We start from the raw sequence: 20,791 nt of genomic DNA, 5'->3' as shown, positions 1-20,791 counted from the left end.
ATGCCTGATTTTAAAGGTGAGCAAGCCACTCATTATGACGAAAGGATCACGCGACTCGTACCTGGCTACGAGTTACTACATGGTTTGACGGCCGCGCAATTAAACGTGCTGTTTCCTGATGAAGCGAGAATCTTAATAGTGGGAGCAGGCACGGGTAAAGAGGTTATAGAGTTAGCTAAGCTTAATTCTACATGGTCTTTTATTGTGCAAGATGTTTCTGCTGACATGCTCGCTATCGCAGATCAAAGTTTTACTAACTTAGGCCTAAGTCATAGGGTAAAAATACAATGTGGTGAGTTAACGTCTCTAACTGAGCATGTTGATTGTGCCCTATGTTTGCTAGTTCTTCACTTCCTAGAAGATAACGGTGCAAAGAAAACGCTTTTAAATCAGATTAATAGTGTTTTAAAACCTAGAGCGCCTTTATTTCTTGTTGACCTTATGAAGCCAGAAACCCAGTTTGAACGAGAGGCGCAGTTAGTATTTTGTCGTACTCTGGGTTTAACAGAAATAGGTCAAACTCGTATGCGGTACAACTTAGAAAATGAGTTTTATCCACTTGATCGAATGCGTTTAAGCGAACTGCTCGATGAATGTGGTTTCAATGCCCCCCACCCTTTCTTTAAGGCGCTTGGTTTCACTGGAGTAAGTTGTAATAAGCGCACTTAGTTTTAAGTACTCGTGCGCTCTAACTCAGCTAAGAGCCCTACTAGTCTAGTTATCTTAATATTACTTAGTTGCCTGTAGTCTAAATACGGGCAGATCACTAAATTACTAGCTTTATCAATTGCGAACTCCTCATCTAACCACACCAAAGAGTTAGTAAAAATATGATCTCGGAGTATTCTCTTGGCATATGTTCTGCCTGCAATAACATGAAATTTATAATTTTTTTCAGAGAAATTTGGCGGACTAAAGAGCAGTGCTTCTTGGCTATGCCCTTGTAGCAGTACTTTATCTCGGTAGTCTTGCCAACGCTTAAAGTTAGTAAAATGATGATCTCTGTGTTGCCACTCAGCCAAAATTTTTGCATAAACGTTGAAAACTTTGCGCCATCCATTACCACATGCTTGGTTTATAATATCGATCTCACCTGTACTAAGTGATTGTACTGATTGAATATTATGGTATTCAGACATACTAGGTGGGTTTTCAACATAGATTGCGATTAAGCCCTCTTCTGCCCCTAATCCCTGAGTTGATAATTTCATGATCTGTGTTGTGCTAGCAGACTATCAATGGCATTGGCGAATGTTTGCTTGTCGGTACTGTTTAATTTTGCTGGTCCACCTGACATTTCTACACCACTGCTTCGCATAGTATCCATAAAATCCCGCATATTAAGGATTTGTTTGATGTTGTTCTCAGTAAACTTTTCGCCTCTTGGGCTCAATGCAAAAGCGCCCTCTTCTAGTACTTCTGCAGCAAGAGGAATATCAGAAGTGATAACCAAATCGTTCTTTTTAACTCTTTTTACAATCTCATTATCAGCAATATCAAAGCCTTTGCTCACTTGGAGCAAGTTCACATATTGTGTGACAGGGACGCGCATACTATGATTTGCGACCAGTGTTGTGTGTGTTTTAGTGCGCTCAGCTGCGCGGAAAAGTATTTCTTTGATAACAGCAGGACACGCGTCCGCATCGACCCAAATATGCATAAATAGACTCTGAGTTAGTAAAAATTTGGTGTGAGAGACGATGATACCAATAAAACTTAAATCAGCAAGTGTAAACCCCCTTTACACTTAGATTGAATATAGCTTATGAGGCTCAGTGTCATCGTATTTTCATAGAAGCTCTTAAAGTTGCGAAGTATTTTTGCCTATAAAGGCGTTTAGATCATATTTTTACTAACTAAAAAGACGTTAAGCTTAATGATACTTTATCAAGATCAGATTTTTACCAACTGGCTTTGTGGTAGATCACGATTTTACTTACTGAGCTCCCTTAATTAATTACTAGATCATATTTTTACTAACTAAAGGTCTTTTTAATTGTTTAATTAAAACTTCTAGATCATGTTTTTACTAACGTGATGACCTATTAGTTCTAGAGAGATCATAGTTTTACTAACTGGCTTAGTAAAATTATGATCCAAAAAGAGTTATCAATACCCAAAAGCTAATAACTTTTCCATATAAAAGAGGCTTTTTCAGAAAGTGGTAGGCGTTGTCGTACAGCTAACGCTTAAGTTGATAAAATCATGATCTGTATGGCCCAATAAAATAGTGGATTGTTATAAATAGGATTAAAGTAACTAGATTGATAAGGGTAAAAGTTGAAGGTATTTAGCTATAGCAGTCCTCTAGTTAATGAATTTACTTTTTGAGCAAAATTTATAGCCCTTAATTCAGATTAACTTAGTAAAATAACGATCTGAACATGAACTACTAGTATGAGAATATGAGTTTAATTGAGCAAATTACGACGTGTCGACTTTGCGACGAAGCACTCCCCTTTGGTGCTCGACCTGTCATTCAAGCCTCACCGGATGCTAAAATTTTGATCTCAGGGCAAGCCCCTAGTTTGAAAGTTCATCAAACAGGAAAGTTATTCAACGATCAAAGTGGCGAAACCCTCAGAGACTGGCTTGGAGTAACCGAAAGACAGTTTTATGATCCTGACTTATTTGCCATTGTACCGATGGCGTTTTGTTATCCGGGTAAAGGAAAAAGTGGTGATCTACCCCCACCGAAGGTATGTGCACAAACTTGGCGGCAGCCACTACAAAATTATTTTAAACAGATAAAATTACACATATTAGTTGGTCAGTATTCACAGCGTTATTATTGTAATAATTTTAAATCAGTGACACTGCAAGTTCAGCAATGGTCATCTATGCTACCTGAGCGTATTGCTTTGCCTCATCCCAGCCCAAGAAACCAGCCTTGGCGTGCTAAAAACCCCTGGTTCGAACAAGCGTTAGTGCCTGAGTTAAAAGAACAAATACAGAAGTTAATCGCTAGTTAAATAATTTTAACGAAAAGGCGTTGTTTTTTTAGATAAGTCAATACATACTTACTTGGCATTACACATGATTACAAATATTAACAAGTACATTCTCAAGGATAGAATATGCTCAACAAGGTTACTGGCTGGTGTGCTGTTTTATTATCACTGATGGCCTTTTACCCCAGCAATATGGCAGGTGGTTTGTCGTGTATCGGCTTTTATATAAGCTTGTTCGCAATGTTTATCGGGGCTTATGCAAGTAGTTCAGGCAAATATGTCTACTTCAATTTAGTATTTCTTTTTTCACTGATCAATATTTTCGTTATCAATGATGGAACGAATGTATTTTTGTTCTCACAGCAAAATGACTGGGTTTATGTGTTATCTATGTACGGTATTTTTGCAGTCGTGAGTGTTGTTTGTTTTGGTCTACTCAGAAAAGAAACACTGCTAGCGCAATTAGACGCAGTTAATTAGCCGACTTTAATAAGTTGGCTATTCAATTAGCCAACTTACTTCTCTCCCCTTTTAAATATCTCTTGCCTTCTGTACTTGGCGTTTTAGTGACTTCATGGTAATTTTTGGCAAATTTATTTTCAAAGAGATAAAAGTCATGCCTAAGGCAAGTGAAATAAAAAAACATAATGCCATTGATTACAACGGTCGCGTAATGATTGTACGTGATATCGAACGTTCAGTACCTCAAGGTCGAGCTGGCGGTAGTTTATACCGTATGCGTATGTACGATGTTGTAACAGGCGGCAAGGTTGACGAAACGTTCAAAGCTGAAGAAATGTTAAATCTGGCTGATTTAGTTCGTCGCCCGGTTATGTTGTCTTATATCGACGGTGAAGAACACGTGTTTATGGATGAAGAAGATTACACACCATATAACATCAATACGTCTTCAATTGCTGAGCAAGTACTATTTATTAACGAAGAAACGAAAGGCTTACAGGCTGTTTTAGTTGAAGGCTCGCCAGTTTCTATTGACCTACCATCAAGCGTTGAGCTAGTAATTGAAGACACATCACCTTCAATTAAAGGTGCTTCAGCAAGTGCACGTACAAAGCCTGCAACACTAACAACAGGTTTAATTGTTCAAGTACCAGAGCATATTTCTACAGGTGATAAAATCAAAATTAACACTGATGAGAAAAAGTTTATGGGGCGTGCAGACAGCTAAGCTCTTCGGTTGCGGCTTTTATTAACCGCAACCAATAACCACTTCTTTTTGTTTTAACAAAACTTTAACCTTTGTTTCTTTCCTGATAAACTTCGTACCTATTTTGTTTTTTGTCTTTTTTAGTGACATAAAATAAATATCTTTATTCTATTTTTTGCTACGGATTAGCAAGGGTTTTTAATGAGTTATATTCCAGATACCAGTGCACAGGACTCACAAGTCGTCACGCCTAAAAATAAGAAAAAGTGGATTATTCGTGCTCTTGTCTGCTTGTTTATTGTTATTTCTTTTTACTTTGTTGTTTCTCCCCTATTGATGAGTTGGTCTGGCGGGCAGTCAGCTATTTCAATAGATAAGTTACGCATAGCTAAGGTTAAGAAAGGAGACTTTATTCGTGATCTTGCGATACAAGGTAAAGTGATAGCCGCACGTCGGCCGGTTTTGTATAGCCCGGCTCAGGGTTCGGTTACCTACTTAGTTGATGCCGGTGATAGTGTAGAACTTAGCCAAGTCGTTGCACGTATTGAAAGCCCTGAACTGCAAAGTTTATTTGAACAAGAAACGACTAAACTGTCGCGCTTGAAAACGCAGTTATCCCGAGAAAAGATTCAAGCCAAACAAATTCAACTACAGCAAGAAAATCGCATAGGCCAAGCTCATGTCGCCTTAAATGCAGCGAAGAGAGAGATGCGTCGTTCTGATGAGGCGATCAAAAATCAAGTTATTAGTGATATTGATTATCAAAAAGCCAAGGATGATTTAGAAAACGCAGAGCGTGAATACAATCATGTAAATAAAGAAGTCGCGTTATTAAAAGAAAGCCAAGCGTTTGAAATTCAGACCTACGAACTGGAGTTTAATGCACAGAAGGTCAAGGTAACTGAGTTGCAAAGACTAGTTACTGGTTTAGAAATCCGTTCTCCGGTTGTTGGTGTGGTCGGTAATTTAAATTTTGAGCAAAAGAATACTGTCAGTAAAAATCAGCCCCTTATGAGTGTGGTTGACCTCAGTGAATATGAATTAGAGGTACAAATTCCAGAAATATATGCTGATGATTTAGCCATCGGTTTACTTGCTGAAATTACCTTTAATGAAAATACGTTTTTAGGAAAGTTGGTGGCCATTTCTCCTGAGATCAGTCAAGGGCGCGTGCAGGGCAAAGTCCGTTTTAGCAAGCAGTCTCCTGCTAACCTTAGACAAAATCAGCGTTTAACAACACGTATTATTTTAGAGCAAAAACAAAATGTAGCTTATCTACCTCGGGGTCAATATTTACAAAAGAGTGGACAATTTCTTTATGTTTTTCGTGATGGTGAAGCTATAAGAACCCCAGTAAAACTTGGTTCAATCGGTCTAACAAAAGTCGAAATAGTGTCTGGTCTTGCTGTGAATGATCAGGTTGTTATCTCTAACATGAATGTCTTCAAAGAAGCACAGAGCGTGCGGGTAATACAGTAGTTCAAACTTTTAAAAAGTGGCTAATTAACCGAGTTGGTCACTCATTTCGTATTGATGTTTGAAATAATAATAAGGAAAGAAAATGTTAAAAATGACAGGGTTAGCAAAAGTCTATTTAACCTCAGATGTGAAAACACAAGCACTTCAGCCTTTTAACCTCTCTATTGAGCAAGGGGAATTTGTCGCTGTGATAGGCCCTTCAGGTTCGGGTAAAACCACCTTCTTGAACATCGCAGGTCTGCTTGAAAATCACAGTGAAGGCGTCTACGAGTTAGATGGCAAAGATGTTTCTACGCTATCAGATAAGCATAAATCAGCCTACCGAAATGAAAAAATCGGCTTTGTTTTTCAGAGCTTTAATCTCATTCCTGAACTTAATCTTTATGACAATATTGATATGCCACTGCGCTATCGAAAGTTTACTGCCAAAGAGCGTGACGAACGCATTATGAAAGCGTTAGAGCAAGTTGGTCTGGCGGGTCGTAAAAATCACTATCCCACTCAATTATCAGGTGGCCAACAGCAACGCGTTGCGATTGCCCGCGCAATAGCCGGCTCACCCAGTGTTATTTTTGCCGATGAGCCAACAGGTAACCTTGATTCAAAAATGGCGCAGGGGATCATGTCGCTGTTACAAGACATCAATGCTTCAGGCACCAGTATTATTATGGTGACCCATGATAACGAACAAGCTCAGCAGGCTCAGCGCATCGTTCAAATAAAAGATGGGGTATTAAGTGAAGATGCACCTATTTTGGCTCAAGCCATTGCCTAAGGAGTGACGATGTTCTCATATTATGTGAAATTGGCACTGATCAGTTTTAAGCGAACGCCATTGCTCAGTTTTTTAATGGTACTACTAATAGCAATGGGCATAGGTGCAACGATGACGACCTTTACGGTGAGTTATATGATGAGTCAGGACCCACTTCCTTCTAAAAGTGATAGAGTTTTCTCTGTACAGATGGATAGCCGAGGCGACGGCTATGATTGGGGCGAAAGCTCATTGGCAGAAATCACCTATATGGACATGCAAAATGTCATCAATTCAGGGATCCCTAAGCACCATGTGGTTATAAGTGCCGTTAGTACAATGCTCAAAAACCCTCAGCAGCAAACTCAAGCCATCAAAAGCAAAGTAAGAACCACAAATGCTGATTTTTTTACCATGTTTGAAACGCCATTTCTGTTCGGCTCTGGCTGGGATGAACAAGCAGATAAGCAAGCTCAACAGGTTATTGTACTAACAAAAAAATCTAATAACCGCTTTTTTAATGGAGAAAATTCAGTAGGAAGATTTTTGCAGTTTGGTGATGTTCTTTACCAAGTTGTCGGAGTACTAGACGACTGGCAATTAATGCCCAAGTTTTACGGTGTAAAAACAGAAGCTTTCTCTGAGCCTCACGATGTCTTTATCCCATTTAATACGCAAGTTAAAAATGAGTTAATGGTAGGGAATTTAGTTAACAATACTTGTTGGAAAAGTTATGAGGGTGATGACTTTGCAGCATTTCTCGCTTCTGAATGTATGTGGGTCGTGTTGTGGGTTGAACTAGATAATGACGCTGCAAGAGAGCAATACCAAGCTTATATAGATCGTTATGCTCAGCAGCAGCGAGATCATGGACGTTTTGCAAATCGAATTTACAACCGCTTAGTTGATGTTAAACAGTACCTTGTAGACGAAGAAATCGTCTCAGATGACAGCAAAATGGCAGTATGGTTATCAGTGTTATTTTTGATTGTATGCTTGCTCAATTGTATGGGCTTGATGATGGCTAAATTTCACGGTAAAGCGGGTGAAGTTGGTTTACGTAGAGCTGTAGGGGCAAGTAAGCAGCATATAGTGGCGCAATTTAGTGTTGAATTAGCTGTTATAGGTTTCATTGGTGGCTTAGTTGGCTTGATTTTGGCGCAATTTGGCTTAGCCATAGCGGAAAACTTATACAACTATTTGCACGCATCACTCATGCAAATGAACCTCATCTTAGTATTAAGCACCTTATTATTAGCTGTTTTAGTTAGCTGCACTTTTGGTTTACTTCCTATTTTTAAGGCCAGTCTAACGCAACCCTCTAGTCAGCTAAAAAGTCTGTAGGAGTGAAACAATGAAAGATTTAGCACCTATTATAAAGACGTTACTGAAAGCAAAAGCCAGCCCATTTCTATTGATATTGCAAATTGCGATTACCTTTATGGTCATGGTGAATGCCGTCAATATGCTTAGTGAACGCAGCAAAAATATGGCACGACCGATTGGCGTAGATGAGACTAATAGCTTCTATATACAAACTAATTTACAAGGCGAGTCCAATGCTTTGGGAGCGCGTTTAGATGAAGATCTTGTTCGGTTACGTGCTTTACCTTCTGTGCAGGGGGTTACACCTATGTCAGCCATTCCACTTGAAGCATGGGGGCGGGCAACGCTTATTAATAAAGAGCCTGCAAAGGTGTTTGAGTATGGTGCTTATTTTGCTGTAGATGAAAGTGTGGTTGAAGTACTCGGCTTAAACTTAATCGCAGGTGAAAATCTATCTGTTGAAGATGTTTATACTCTTCCAATGGATGGGATCGACCTTTCAACAAATATATTGATAACAAAAGCGGTAGCGCAAAGTTTAAGCCCAGATGATTGGCAACAAGCGGTTGGCATGACTGTCTATCTTTCAAATGATAAACCCCAACAAGTCAAAGGGGTTGTAGAAACAATGCAAGGCCCTTGGCCATTGTGGTACGGCGTCGAGTTCAATGTTATCTCGCCATTACGTGAAGCATACAATGAGGTTCGCTATTTCGTTAGAGCAAAACCAGGTCTTCGTGATGAAGCAATGGAGCAAGTGTTAGAAGCCTTGCTTAAAACACCTGGACGCATGATTGAAAAGGCAAAAACCATAGAAACGTTAAAGTTTGAGGCATATCAGAGTGACCGAGCAACGAGTAAGCTGTTGATAGGCGTCTGTTTGGGTCTACTTATAGTGACTGGCTTAGGCATTTACGGCCAAGCTCGATTTTCGGTTAATCGTCGTAAAAGACAAATAGGCACGCGCAGAGCATTAGGTGCAAGTAAAGGTCAGGTTATGCGATTCTTTATGCTTGAAAATGCCGTGGTCAGCCTTACAGGACTTGTTATTGGTTTTATTGCTGCATTATCTCTGAGCGAACAATTTTCTCAACATTTTGGTTTAACACCTGTACCGTTGCCGTATTTATTATCGGGTATGGCTGCATTGTTTGTGTTAGGTCAGTTATCAGTGAGTTATCCTGCACTGCAAGCGTCAAGAGTGGAACCTGCTATCGCAACGCGAAGTGCTTAAACACTTTAGCTTAATTGAAAAAGCCAGATCATATTTTTACTAGGTAAAATTTTGATCTGGCTTTTTTGTATCTGAGTAATTATTTCTTTATCAACTGCTTAATCTCTTTCACTAAGGCAATACTGGCTTCGTTATCGCCATGTACACATAAGGTATCTGCTCTTAGTGCGAGCGTGCTTCCTGAGCCCGTTGTGACTGTGCCTTGAGTCAATAACTGCTCGACTTGTGCCATCAAAGCAGGCTTGTTATGCACTGCATTCGGCTCAGTTCTAGGAGTTAAACGCCCTTCGTTGGTATATAAGCGATCCGCAAATGCTTCAAACAACAATGGTAGGTTATATTTTTCAGCCATAGCCAAGTGCGACGGCTGCTCATTGGTTGCCAGTAGCATTAATTTTAGCGGCTTGGCATAGCTACTTACTGCCTGCATGACTGTCTCTAAAATGCCTTTATCTGCCATCATATCGTTATAAAGTGCACCATGTGGCTTTACATAACTAATTGATAAACCATGAACTTGTGCCATGCCATCTAAAGCAGCAATTTGGTAGTGCAAACAATTTACTAACTCATCATGACTAAGCTTCATAGAGCGGCGACCAAAGCCTTGTTTGTCGGGATAGCTTGGGTGAGCTCCAATTTGCACGTTATGTTGTTTAGCAAGCGTTAGGGTTTGTGCCATCACATCAGGGTCGCCGGCGTGAAAGCCACAAGCAATATTTGCCAAATCAATCACTTGCATAGCGTGGCTATCTAAACCCATTTGCCACGCACCAAAGCTTTCACCTAAATCGCAATTTAATAACATGTTTGCATCCTTTAAATACTGACAGGGAGTTGGCCTTCTGGCTTTTCTAAGCCCAAAATCACTTTAGCGAGCGCAGTAAACGCAGGACCAGAGATCACATTTTTACTAACTACATCAATATTGTAGGCATAACTGGCCAAAACTGCTTGTGCGTATGGTGCATAAGTCGGGATCTCATAGGGCGCGCGCAGGCTAATAAATAGCGTTGGCTTTCCAGCAAGCTTTGCCTGCTTAAGCAGCGCCAATAGGGCCTTTGGTTGCTCGTTACGTTTGAGCTTAAAGCTGTCAAGGGCCTTTACATCATCCATACCACCAATCTCAACAGCACTTTGTTGTGGGCTGGCATGGGCGGCTATGATCAAATCTGAGTTAGTAATATTTTGATCTGCTTGTTTTGGATCGAAACCTTGCAAGCTGCTACAGGTGATGTTTAATTCTTGCTTGCTTAAAGAGAGTAAGGCTTGTTCAAGCGCATGACATTTTTGCGTATCAGGCATGACCAAATGAATGCGTTTGTGTTTAGCTTGAATAGGCAATAGGCCGTTGTTCTTTACTTGAGTAATGGCTGCAACAGCGAGTTCACTTTCAAGTTGTCGGTGACTCGGGTTCCCTAATGTTGCTTTAGCAATGGCGGCAGAGCGGGGCGTTTGGTCTGCCAAAAATTGTTGTTTGAGTGAAATAATACGCTGTGCCGATTGCGCTATTTCAGTTTCATTTAGTTCACCTAAAGCAACCGCCGCATTCAGCGCACTCATTAGTTCATCAAGCTTTTTAATATCGTCAGGAGTACGAATGGCAATCGGCATTAGGGCTATATCAACCCCAGCTTTAAAGGTTTCAATCACTGCGGCTATTGGGGTAAAAAAGTGGCTAATCCCCGCCATATCGAGTGCATCTGTGACTGTTACACCTTGGTAGTTCAATTTTTCTCGTAGTAAGTCGTGCATAATTTTACGCGACAATGTAGCCGGTTTAATCATGACTTCACCTTGCTTGTTCACAAAGGTGCTGTTATCAAGTGCGGGATATTGAATATGCGCTGTCATGATCATACCCGGCGCGTGCTTATCAATAATGTATTTAAAAGGTGCAAGCTCAACCTGCTCAATACGTTTTAAATCGTGTTTAACAAGCGGCAAACCAGTGTGACTATCGACCGAGGTATCACCGTGTCCTGGAAAGTGCTTAAGCGCTGAAACGACGTTTTGCGCTTCAAATGCTTCAACTTGTGCTGCCCCCATTTTTGCTACTTCGTGTGAGTTCTCAGAGAAAGAGCGAACGTTGATCACCGGATTACCAGCGTTGTTATTCACATCAACGGTCGGCGCAAAGTTTACATTAATGCCAAGGCTATTTAGCTCTTTACCAATAGCGGTAGCCGCTACACTTGCATAGTGCGTACCGTATTTATGATAGGTGGCTCCTATGCTCATATTACCTGTGAACGAAGTCGCCTCAGCACGGTTGATACGAGCTACACGGCCACCTTCTTGATCAATCGAAATAAACAACGGTTGTGGATGTTTAGCTTGCTGAGCAGCCGCTTGTAAGTCATTGGTGAGTTTTACGATTTGCGCAGTGTCTGGCACATTTTCGGCGAATAAGATCACGCCACCAATATGGTGTTTAGCAATCAAATCTGCAAGTGCTTTGGGCAACTCGGTCATACCTTGTCTACAGGCTTTTGACTTGCCACTTTCGCAGTAATAACGAAAATCTAGCATCAACTTTTGACCAAGTTGTGCTTCTAAAGGTAGTTCAGAGGCATGATTGAGCGATTTCGCTGCACCGCTGGCACTGATTGTCATGGCGATCACCATCCCGATATGTTTAAAAAATTGCGTCACAGGCTACCTAAATTATCTGGCCTTAAACTGAATGGGTTAATTTAGCATTTGCAGCACTGAATTAATAACCTACCTCGATAAAAACATGACACTTGTCATATCGTTCAATGACAAACCTCACTGAAAACCTTTCGCGCCTTTAGCCATACTAAACCCATCAAAGTTAACTACGCACTGAGGAATTGGTTATGGAAAGCATCATGTGGGCAGTATTAGGTATGGCATACAGTTTAATTGCCGCAGCGTTAAGCACTTATAAATACAATCGTGGTAAGCCGTTTTATAGTAAATCAAGAAACACCGAGGTGAACTATGACTAATTCAGCAGTGGTTTCGGTTAACAACTTACACCATAGCTATGGTGACAAATCCGTCCTTAAAGGTTTAGATTTCTCATTAAAAGCAGGCCGAGTTTACGGATTTTTAGGTGCCAATGGCGCAGGTAAAACAACGTTAATTAACTTGCTACTAGGCCGATTAAAAGCGTCACAAGGTAGCGTTGAAATACTGGGTAATAAAGCGGGTTCTGTTGCTGCGAAAGCTAAAGTAGGCGCTATGCTACAAATCGGCAGTTTACCTGCGAATTTGACTGTACTTGAACAACTCAATCTATTCGCGAGCTACTATCAGTCTCCAATGCCTGTCTCTAAAGCACTGCGTTTGAGTGACTTAAATGCTTATGAAAATACACCATTTAGCAAATTATCAGGTGGTCTAAAGCAACGTTTGTTGTTTGCCATTGCCATTATTGGCGACCCACAACTGGTATTTTTAGATGAGCCTAGTTTGGCAATGGACGTAAATGCCCGTCAACAAATGTGGCAAACCATTCGACAATTAAAAGCTCAGGACAAAACGGTGGTTTTAACCACCCATTATATGGAAGAAGCTGAAGCCCTAAGCGATGAGTTATTCATTTTAAATGAGGGAAAGATCATCGCACAGGGCTCGCCAAGTGAGTTAAGTCACAATATGCAGTTAAGTGAAGTGAGCTTTGCATCTGAATTGAATGAGTCTGAACTTTCGACTTTATTACCTGAGTGGTCGTGGCAAGTGAATGAGGGTAAGGCTAAAACCCGCTGTAAATCACCAAACACACTGTTAAAGCAAGCATTTGCAAATGGGCTAAGCTGCGACTTACTCAGCGTTAAACCTTCATCGTTAGAGCAAACCTTTCTTTCACTGACAGAAACCGCTGAACACGAAAATAAAACACCAGTAAATTCAGCATCAGACAAATCAGTCAAGGAGCAAGCAGCATGAATAGCATAAGTTTATATAGTCTCAAACAAGAAGCGTGGTGCGACTCTAAAAGTGTATTTAGAAACTTAGGCTTTGTGATCCCGACCTTAGCGTTTCCATGTGCCTTTTACTTGTTTTTTGGTGTCGCTATGGGAGATGAAAAAACCAGCAGCTATTTGCTAATAAACTACATCATTTTTGGGGTGATGGGCCCCGCTTTATTCAATTTTGGGGTCAATGTCGCAACCGATAGAGAGCAAGGCTTATTGGCGTTGAAACAGCTATCGCCTATGCCTGCTAGTCAGTACTTAATGGGTAAAACCTTTACTGCTTTATTGTTTTCGACGCTGATATTTATTCTTCTTTCTAGTTTTGCCGTGTTATTCGCAGGCGTGAGTATGTCGCTACTTAAGTGGGGTCAGGTATATGCGTTAGCGCTGTTAGGCACATTACCATTTTGCATGCTTGGCTTAGTGATGGGCTTAAGTTTTTCAGCCAAATCGGCCCCCGCGCTTGTAAATTTGATTTACTTACCCATTTCGATGCTGTCAGGTTTATGGTTACCAATCACTATGTTTCCTGAAGCACTACAGTGGTTTGCATGGGCATTGCCTAGCTATCACTTATCTCAATTAGGGCTGAGTATTTTAGAGATGCACCAAGGCTTTAATTTAGCTTGGCATTTATTAGGCGTTGCATTATTTACATTGCCGTGTGGATATCTAGCAACAAAAAAGTACAACGCCATGAAATAAAATCATATTGTAACGCCCCTTTACGGAGAGGGGCTTTACCTCTGGGCTTCATTCCTTTACTCTTAACCTGTTGTTAATTATTTCTTAAAAAACATGAAGTTTAGTTTTCAGATTTTCCAGTTCGATTGTGAACACAAAATCCTTACCCGCCACGGAAAGGTTATTAAGCTAAAAGACAGAGCTGCTAATATGCTCAAGTTCTTTATTTTGAATAACGATAGAATTCTGTCTAAAGCAGAGCTGTTAGAAACGGTTTGGCCAGACAAAACCGTGTCTGAACAAGTCGTCTTTCAGAACATCAGTCACTTACGTGCCATTTTTGGTAACGATGCCATTAAAACCTTTTCAAAAAGAGGCTATCAGTGGCAATTAGAGCTTACCGAAGTCACAGAGCAAGCTGAAGAAGTAGCTGCGGCCCCAGCGTCACAAGCGGCTACTAGCAAAGCGCCTGTTGCAGAGGAAAGCAAAGCTGAGAGTGAGTCAAAAAACAATGAAAGCTCAGACAGTCCTCAGCAAAATGATGCGCCAACTTCTGAAAGTTCATCAGAGCAGCCTGCAAAAGAGAGCAAGTCGACCACTTGGCTCGGCATTTTGGGCGCCGCAGCCTTAGTTGTGGCAACAGCGATTTGGATGGCTGTTAAGTCTTAATTTGCTTCTCTCTTTTTTAAATAAAGCGATGGCAAACATCGCTTTGTTGCCCTCTATTTTTTTATAAAAATCATAGTCTTTTAAAATCCTTTTGAACTTTTTTGTACCCTTCTTGGTCTATGAATAGCAAAACTACCAAGGAAGCATAATAATGAAATTATCAACAGTATTTGCAGTAAGCCTATTACTTAGCACCTCTCTTTTTAGTCATTTTAGTTATGCAGAAGGGCGCAGCATTGAATATGGAAAGATAAATCAGCTCCGAGATTTAGCGACTAATAAAGCAAAATCAAAATATCTCACTCCGCTTTTTAAACTACAAATTGGTAACCAAGAAATCAAAATAGACGATATAAAGCTTTGGCTCGAACAAGAAGAAAAAGTCATTGCTAATGCGACCTTTGATAAAGAGGGTAATATCAATTTGCCTATCCTACCTCAGGCTGATGCTGAAAAGACCTTACTGCATTCGAACTATAGCAAAGACGATGTTGGGTTTATTCTTAATACCAGTTTAAAACCTTTAGAGAGTAAAGAACTCAAATACTCAGACGTATTTGTTTTACTTGATGATATCAACAATTTCACAGAACACATGGCTGGTGGCTTTTCTATGTTCGTCCCAAGTATGGACGAAATAAAGTTCACCTTTGATGCTCCTGCAACCATTACGGTAAAAGACAGCAAAGGCAAAACTAAAGCGTACAAAACAGACGACGAGTTGGTGATTGAAATCCCTAAAAAGAAGCGTTGGATGCAAAGTGATACTTGGCTGCAATTTAGTGCTCTACCGACTAGGTATGAGCCGATTGATTAACTTTTTATATCAGGTATAAAGAGCGTAAAGGGGCTTTACGCTCTATTTAAATAGTATTTCTATCTATTCCTCATAACCATTAGCAAAGGTTCTTACTAACGCTTCTATTTCAGTAAAAGTTTGTTCGCTGTTTTCGTTAAACGCATCGGCGTTGGTCAATAAAACAAAGCCGTTTTTACGTTTTAGGTCGGCAAATATTTTATTTCGAACACCAAAGTCGGTGCCGCCATGAGAAATAAAGTGCTGGTCGATATTCCAAAAGTAGCCATGCTGGAGCACGGTTTGTGCAGGCTCATATTGTATCGATAGCATGTTTTTAACGGCGTTTTGATCTAGTACTTGTTCATCACCGATTTTGCCTTCATGGATACTGGCAAGCAAAAACTGACTCAAGTCTTTCACGCTAGAGACGGCATTACCATCGCTGTATGTGACAGAGCCGTAATCGGGCAGAGTAAATAATTCGCCTGTTTGTGGGCTAAATCCCGCTCGCTGAACAATGGGCTTTTGAGGTTTGTCGATGGCCCATTCTGTGTTGTGCATATTGAGTGGGTCAAACACCGTTTTTTGGCTCAAACTAGGTAGGCTTTGCTGACTATCTTGTTCAAGTATAAAGCCCGCTAGTGCTGCGCCAACATTTGAATAAATAGAGGCATCACCCGGTGTGAGTCCAAATTGGCTGCTAAAGTTTGCATTAAAATAATAGTCACCTTGCGCTGACAAATAATTTTCGAAAAAGCGAGGCATATCTGGGTCAATCACTTGCGGGCAGTTGTTATTCTGTGCCAATAAGTTCATTAAACTGCTATGGTTGTCACGTAAGTAGTAGCTACACAAATAGACGGCGTTATTGTCGAGAATACCACTGCTGTGGGTGATCAAATGTCTTAGGGTAATGGGTTTATCAGATGTCGGGTTATCAATTGAAAACGGCAGCAGTGGTGCGATGTTTTTATCTAATTTAATCTGCCCTTGACCTTCTGCATGAGCCAGTGTGGCACCCAGCAGAGTTTTACTGACTGAAGCGAGGTAAAAGCGACTATCTGCTGTCACTGGGGTACCGCTTTCATCTGCGATCCCAAAACCATTTTGATACACCACTTTGCCGTCATGAATGATGCCCACTGCAATGCTGGGAATATTGCCTTTGGTTTGTAATTGCTCCAGTGCTGTTTCGAATTCATCTACTGAAAGTGTTAGGTGAGTGTGTTTGTTCAGTTGCTCAAGCGCAAAGTCATAACTTGTAAAGCGTGCTTCGTCGAATGAATGAACTGAGAAGGCGCTCTGTGCGTGCTGAGGCACAATACCTGTTAATTCAAATGCTTTGCCTTGAGCGTTGCGATACACCTCGTTTGAAAGGCCGATCTCCCAGCCATTTGGCAGCGTAAACGTTAATATGTCAGACAGTGCGCCTGAGGTTGGTTCACCAACAGTATGAACATGGTCGAACTGTTCTAAAGTCATAGCCAGCACTTCGCCTGCACTTACCGTCATTTGACTGGTTAGCAAGTAAACTGGGTTTGTATAAGCGCTGTCATTTTTAAGCACTTGATATCTAACTGGTACGCCCATGCCAGCAGGTGTCACTGCTTGTTTATTAACTGCGAGTACGGTTTTATCTGCAAAATAGTTGGCAACTTCTAAGGCGATGGCATCGTGTCCACCTTGATTATTACGTATATCTAAAATGAGGCCATCAGTGTCTTTTAATTGCGCCATTACTTTATCGAGTAATGTTTCTGCAGCTGTCAGTTGCACTTCGGCGGTGGCATCATCGGTGTCACTAAAGCTCTCTAAGTTATTGAGTACGATCACCCCGACATTGTCAGCGGTTTAGCCCCAAAGTAAGGTCGGAAATTCACTCTGTGCAGGAAATTGCGACATGCTGTCAGGTTGTAAATAGGCTTTGCTAATTTCTGTATAATGACCAAGCATGGTATTAAATACGTCATCCAGACTGGTTTGCTCGCCTGCTCTTAAGTAATTTCCTTGAATACCGATTGCAGCTTTCAGAAATGGGCTGTCTTTACCGACATAAAAGTTGGCGTCTTTGGCCCAAATATTTACGTGTCCGTCTTTTAGTGGGGCTACCATAGTCGCAAGTGTGCTAAATAGTGCTTCGTCAGTCATGTCATCACTAATTTGCGGTTTAAATTTTACATATTGCTGTGACCAATCAACGCCTCTTAACTCAAAAAAGGCATAGTAATCGTTAAAGGCATGCCAAAAATACTCAAAAACTTGGTTTGGAGTTGCGTTCTCAGTGACATCAATCGGTGTATTACACAGCGCTGGTAGGGTTTTATTTGTGGTATAGGTTTGCGCATGAATTTCGCCTTTCTCTCGCAAGCTTAATGCGGTATCGGTCGATTTAAGCTCAGCGATGAACTCTTTGTTGGCTTGCTCATGGCTTAATTGGTTCACTTTAATACAAGCAAATGTATTGTATTCATAAGCACTTACCTTGTTATCTTGAATGTCTAACACGGCGCCGTAAGCGGTTTTGTTCCATACGCCTTCGGCTTTTTGCAGTTCGGTGCGCGTATCTTTGTCACTAGAACATCCGCTTAGTACTAGGGTGGCGAAAAGTGCGGTTGCAATGGGTGTACGAGAAAACAATTTGACTGACATTTTTTATATCCCTTGATGAAATGAGCGTTTAGCTTAGAGGGATGAAGGGTAAGAAACTGTTGTTAAGTTGCGCGAAAATGTATGCTTAAAGGTACAGCTTTGAACACTTTTCAACATTCTTTTTGAGTATTCTGATTTTGACAAGAAGGTTTGATTATTGAGTTTGGTTGTAAAGGGGGTTTACATTTTCGGAAAGCTCGAAGAAAAATAGCCGCGTTGGGGCGCTGCTATTTGGTTTGCTTGTATGAAAGCACTGTCTTTATCTTTTAACCCTGTAAAGGTTAGTACCTATTTTTATAGTATCAATTTAATCGCTGCATTCTTGAGCTAGGCATTTGTCGTGTGGGTAAAAAAGTTAATTTTGGTTAAGCTTCTTGAAGTTGACAGCTTATCAATGTTGGGCCATATTTTGGGTGCTAGGATTACAGATAATGCATTTGTTTACCAAAAGCAAATATGCGAAAAAAGCCGCGTTTAATATTCTTCCAAAGTATTAAATAGTGGCTTTTTTATTAATAGTGCTATTTCATGCTTTTTAACCCGCCTCTCTATAACTTTTTGCTCGCAAACTGAGATTATTAACCCGACATAAAGTCGGTGCTACCGCGTTTGATTTGAGTTTGAGTTTGAGGCTATATCATTTTACCAACTGCACTTAGTGGAGCAGCAGAGCTCAGTGGGGGATGTAGGCGCGATTTTATATCGCGCTTAAAAAGCGCGGGGTAAACCCGCGTCTACAGGTTTGGCGGCGTTCATTAACCCGACATAAAGTCGGTGCTACCGAGGTGGCTTCAACTCTGGGCTTTGTGGCTTTGAGCTCGCCTCTCGCCAACTAAAATTGATATTTTAATTTCAAACTCATATTTCTCGGTTCACCAACAAAGTAGCGATGATTACCAAAGGCAAAATCAGCACGCTCTGCGTAGCGCTCGTCTGTGATGTTCATCACCGCAAATGACGCGCTTAACTGTGGATTGATCTGCCAATCTGCTCGCAGATTATAAACTTTATGGCCAGCATAGCTTTGCGTATTGGCGGCATCTAAAAAGTAGTCGTCTATTTGCTGGCGTTCTAACTGAGCCATGATAGTTCGTGTAACTTGCCAATTGATCTGCAGGTTAAGTAATAATTTGGGCGCGGTATCTATGTCGTTGCCTTTGATTTGCGCACCATTAGTTGGGTTATTTAAATAAGTGTGCTCGCTATAGCTAAAGGCCAGTTTTGTACTGATGGTACGCGTTACTTGGCGGTTAAGTGCAAACTCGATGCCCTGGTGCTCGGTATCTAGGCCATTTAAATATTGACGGTCGGCGTCTTGGTAAATGCCGTCTTTTTTCTTTAAATGATAAACCGAGAGCTCAGCAAATAGATCTTTATCTATATATCGAACACCAACTTCGGTTTGTCTGGCTTTGACACTTTTTACATCGCTGGCGAGCTGACCGTTCTGAAGGCGGTATAATTCGCTGGTATGAGGGGCTCTGAAGCTTTGATCATGTTTGGCGAATAGTTGTGTTTTTTTATCAATTTTATAGCTGTAGCCAAGAGCATAACTGATATCGTCAAATTGAATACTTTGGCTTGCAGGGCGAGTATAACGACACCCCCCGAAGCCACAGGCTGTGCCATCGTCTTTTAAATTACCTGTGCTTAAATTGTTTTGATAATCGTAGTCGGTGTTATCGTAACGCAGTGCTGCAAAGGCATTATGTTCGTCTGTGATTTTGGCGTCGAGCTGAGCGTAAGTGGCAAAACTTAGCGCATCAACGTCATAATCATAGTGCTTTCCTTGAGGTAATACGCCACGTAAAAACGCAGAGTTTGATTCGGTGTCGTTGGCTTGGTTTTGTTTTAAAAAGCCGCGAGTGATGTCGATGTCAGAGCCAAGCGTTAAACTGAACATATCAGACAGCTGACTTGCGCGACGTACTTGTAAACCTATACTCGAATGGCCGTTTTCTTCGACAGGTGTGCCCGGTAAAAAGTGCATTAAAAAGTCCATGTCGGTATGGCGTAAATATGGATTAACCTGCCAGACTGCATCTTCCGTATTCAAGGTGTTAAACATGGCGTAGCGCATCGACAAACTGTTTCGATATGCATCTGGAAAGTCATTAATGCGCAGTAATGATTTATCTTGATAGGCGTTTTCGCCACGTTGCAAATAGCCTGCTGTGTCTTGTTCTAAGTTGGTTAGCGTCACTCTGTGGGTAGTTTGCCAATCACCTAAGCTGTGCGAAGCCGACAATGAGAGTTTTTGTTGTTCGTAGCCCGAACTATCTTGAAAGCCGCCATCTGAGGTAAGTGTTAAGCCCACTAAGGTATCGAGCGCTTCTGTTTGCTGGCTGTAAAGGCCATTTACACGATAAAAGCTATCTTCACCTAATTCTACGCTCACCATAGGCGTTGCATATAAACTTGGGCTAAACACATTGATAGTGCCATGAATGGCATTTGAACCGTAGCGAGATGAATTCGCGCCTTTCACCACTTCGATGTTATCTGCAAGCTCAAAGTGGGTGTCGAATAATTGGTTTACGTTACAAAAGCCTGGCGCGCGTAAGCTAATACCATTTTCAAGCGTTAAAAACTCAGCACACGAGCCTGCGCCAGTTAAAACAGGTGAACGCACCGATAATAATGATTCTTGGCCATTACCACGGCTTAACCAAGTGCTCGATGCTTGGCTCAGTAATTGGTTTAAATGCTTAGCGTTGCTTTGCTCAATACTTTGTTTGGTAATTTTATTGGTGTTGCCAATCAAGTCTAAATGCAGGGTTTGTGTGCGGTTGGCGGTGGTGACTAGGGTTTCGATGTCTTTATCATTGGCGCTTGATAAGGTCTGAAAACTGATGCTTGCGCAACCTAAAAGAGCCAAAGACAAAATAGAAAATTTAAACGTTTCACGCACAGACATGTTCCTTTATCGAAGCTTGACGATATTTTACCAATCCTCAATAATACTTGAACCATTTTGAGGGATTAAAACTAACGCTAGCGTCGTTAAAAATTTCTTATTTAGAATAACTAAACAGCAAAATTTTCGCCTAGCTATCGATAAGTTTTCCTTGCCTCAAAATAGATCACTTAATTAAGAGTATTGGTATTATAAAAGTGCCTCATTATACTGA

At 41.0% G+C, this 20,791-nt stretch carries 20 protein-coding genes; 13 read left to right on the top strand and 7 right to left on the bottom strand.

What is annotated here, in order from left to right; translation table 11 throughout:
- Positions 1-669 (top strand): class I SAM-dependent methyltransferase, encoded by a 669-nt coding sequence (locus C1E24_RS04925; RefSeq protein ID WP_138479283.1) that lies wholly within the window; start codon positions 1-3, stop codon positions 667-669.
- Positions 670-671: 2 nt separating this feature from the next.
- On the opposite strand, the gene C1E24_RS04920 is transcribed toward C1E24_RS04925, so the two are convergent.
- Together C1E24_RS04920 and C1E24_RS04915 are read right to left on the bottom strand one after the other, a co-directional pair.
- On the bottom strand, positions 672-1,211 hold the full coding sequence (locus C1E24_RS04920) for a DUF6942 family protein (RefSeq protein ID WP_138479281.1): 540 nt from the start codon (positions 1,209-1,211) through the stop codon (positions 672-674).
- Positions 1,208-1,660 (bottom strand): YaiI/YqxD family protein, encoded by a 453-nt coding sequence (locus tag C1E24_RS04915; RefSeq protein WP_138479279.1) that lies wholly within the window; start codon positions 1,658-1,660, stop codon positions 1,208-1,210. The genes C1E24_RS04920 and C1E24_RS04915 overlap by 4 nt, the downstream gene beginning before the upstream one ends.
- 745 nt (positions 1,661-2,405) lie before the next feature.
- Between C1E24_RS04915 and C1E24_RS04910 the strand changes: the two genes are divergently transcribed.
- From C1E24_RS04910 to C1E24_RS04880, 7 genes are all read left to right on the top strand, one after another.
- Positions 2,406-2,972, top strand: a complete 567-nt coding sequence (locus tag C1E24_RS04910; protein ID WP_138479277.1) for a uracil-DNA glycosylase family protein — start codon at positions 2,406-2,408, stop codon at positions 2,970-2,972.
- Positions 2,973-3,077: 105 nt separating this feature from the next.
- Entirely contained in the window at positions 3,078-3,431 is a 354-nt protein-coding gene (locus C1E24_RS04905) for a hypothetical protein (RefSeq protein WP_138479275.1), read from the top strand.
- A 136-nt stretch (positions 3,432-3,567) separates the two neighbouring features.
- Positions 3,568-4,140 (top strand): elongation factor P-like protein EfpL, encoded by a 573-nt coding sequence (gene efpL / locus C1E24_RS04900; RefSeq protein WP_058031736.1) that lies wholly within the window; start codon positions 3,568-3,570, stop codon positions 4,138-4,140.
- A 180-nt stretch (positions 4,141-4,320) separates the two neighbouring features.
- Complete coding sequence (locus C1E24_RS04895) at positions 4,321-5,598, top strand: efflux RND transporter periplasmic adaptor subunit (RefSeq protein ID WP_138479274.1); 1,278 nt, start codon at positions 4,321-4,323, stop codon at positions 5,596-5,598.
- Positions 5,599-5,680: 82 nt separating this feature from the next.
- Positions 5,681-6,373, top strand: coding sequence for an ABC transporter ATP-binding protein (locus tag C1E24_RS04890; protein ID WP_138479273.1), 693 nt, complete (start codon positions 5,681-5,683; stop codon positions 6,371-6,373).
- A 9-nt stretch (positions 6,374-6,382) separates the two neighbouring features.
- Positions 6,383-7,696: an ABC transporter permease gene (locus C1E24_RS04885; RefSeq protein WP_138479271.1), complete on the top strand. Its 1,314-nt coding sequence runs from the start codon at positions 6,383-6,385 to the stop codon at positions 7,694-7,696.
- A gap of 10 nt (positions 7,697-7,706) precedes the next feature.
- Positions 7,707-8,912 carry an ABC transporter permease gene (locus C1E24_RS04880; protein WP_138479269.1) on the top strand — a complete coding sequence of 402 codons (1,206 nt, stop codon included), beginning with the start codon at positions 7,707-7,709 and terminating at the stop codon, positions 8,910-8,912.
- 79 nt (positions 8,913-8,991) lie between these two features.
- Here the strand turns inward: C1E24_RS04880 and C1E24_RS04875 are convergent, their stop codons facing one another.
- Together C1E24_RS04875 and C1E24_RS04870 are read right to left on the bottom strand one after the other, a co-directional pair.
- Complete coding sequence (locus C1E24_RS04875) at positions 8,992-9,720, bottom strand: 5-oxoprolinase subunit PxpA (RefSeq protein ID WP_138479267.1); 729 nt, start codon at positions 9,718-9,720, stop codon at positions 8,992-8,994.
- An 11-nt stretch (positions 9,721-9,731) separates the two neighbouring features.
- Positions 9,732-11,528 carry a glycoside hydrolase family 3 protein gene (locus C1E24_RS04870; protein WP_171040801.1) on the bottom strand — a complete coding sequence of 599 codons (1,797 nt, stop codon included), beginning with the start codon at positions 11,526-11,528 and terminating at the stop codon, positions 9,732-9,734.
- Between the two features lie 227 nt (positions 11,529-11,755).
- Between C1E24_RS04870 and C1E24_RS21160 the strand changes: the two genes are divergently transcribed.
- The 5 genes from C1E24_RS21160 to C1E24_RS04850 all read left to right on the top strand — a co-directional run bounded on the left by C1E24_RS21160 (position 11,756) and on the right by C1E24_RS04850 (position 15,029).
- Positions 11,756-11,887: a hypothetical protein gene (locus C1E24_RS21160; RefSeq protein ID WP_276609840.1), complete on the top strand. Its 132-nt coding sequence runs from the start codon at positions 11,756-11,758 to the stop codon at positions 11,885-11,887.
- The gene (locus C1E24_RS04865) at positions 11,880-12,830 is read left to right on the top strand and encodes an ABC transporter ATP-binding protein (protein WP_138479265.1); all 951 of its coding nucleotides are present in this window, start codon (positions 11,880-11,882) and stop codon (positions 12,828-12,830) included. The genes C1E24_RS21160 and C1E24_RS04865 overlap by 8 nt, the downstream gene beginning before the upstream one ends.
- The gene (locus C1E24_RS04860) at positions 12,827-13,564 is read left to right on the top strand and encodes an ABC transporter permease (RefSeq protein WP_138479263.1); all 738 of its coding nucleotides are present in this window, start codon (positions 12,827-12,829) and stop codon (positions 13,562-13,564) included. The genes C1E24_RS04865 and C1E24_RS04860 overlap by 4 nt, the downstream gene beginning before the upstream one ends.
- A 189-nt stretch (positions 13,565-13,753) precedes the next feature.
- Complete coding sequence (locus tag C1E24_RS04855; RefSeq protein WP_171040785.1) at positions 13,754-14,212, top strand: winged helix-turn-helix domain-containing protein; 459 nt, start codon at positions 13,754-13,756, stop codon at positions 14,210-14,212.
- A 151-nt stretch (positions 14,213-14,363) separates the two neighbouring features.
- Entirely contained in the window at positions 14,364-15,029 is a 666-nt protein-coding gene (locus C1E24_RS04850; RefSeq protein WP_240721948.1) for a hypothetical protein, read from the top strand.
- 63 nt (positions 15,030-15,092) lie between these two features.
- Here the strand turns inward: C1E24_RS04850 and C1E24_RS04845 are convergent, their stop codons facing one another.
- From C1E24_RS04845 to C1E24_RS04835, 3 genes are all read right to left on the bottom strand, one after another.
- Positions 15,093-16,844, bottom strand: coding sequence for a serine hydrolase (locus C1E24_RS04845; RefSeq protein ID WP_138479258.1), 1,752 nt, complete (start codon positions 16,842-16,844; stop codon positions 15,093-15,095).
- Positions 16,845-16,862: 18 nt separating this feature from the next.
- Entirely contained in the window at positions 16,863-17,660 is a 798-nt protein-coding gene (locus C1E24_RS04840) for a hypothetical protein (RefSeq protein ID WP_138479256.1), read from the bottom strand.
- An 832-nt stretch (positions 17,661-18,492) separates the two neighbouring features.
- Positions 18,493-20,577 carry a TonB-dependent receptor gene (locus tag C1E24_RS04835; protein ID WP_240721947.1) on the bottom strand — a complete coding sequence of 695 codons (2,085 nt, stop codon included), beginning with the start codon at positions 20,575-20,577 and terminating at the stop codon, positions 18,493-18,495.
- Positions 20,578-20,791 lie beyond the last annotated feature (214 nt).

The sequence above is a fragment of the Pseudoalteromonas phenolica genome (genome assembly GCF_005876835.1).
Lineage (GTDB): Bacteria > Pseudomonadota > Gammaproteobacteria > Enterobacterales > Alteromonadaceae > Pseudoalteromonas > Pseudoalteromonas phenolica_B.
Note: the sequence above shows the minus strand (reverse complement) of the source record. Positions and strands in the feature narration are given on the sequence as shown.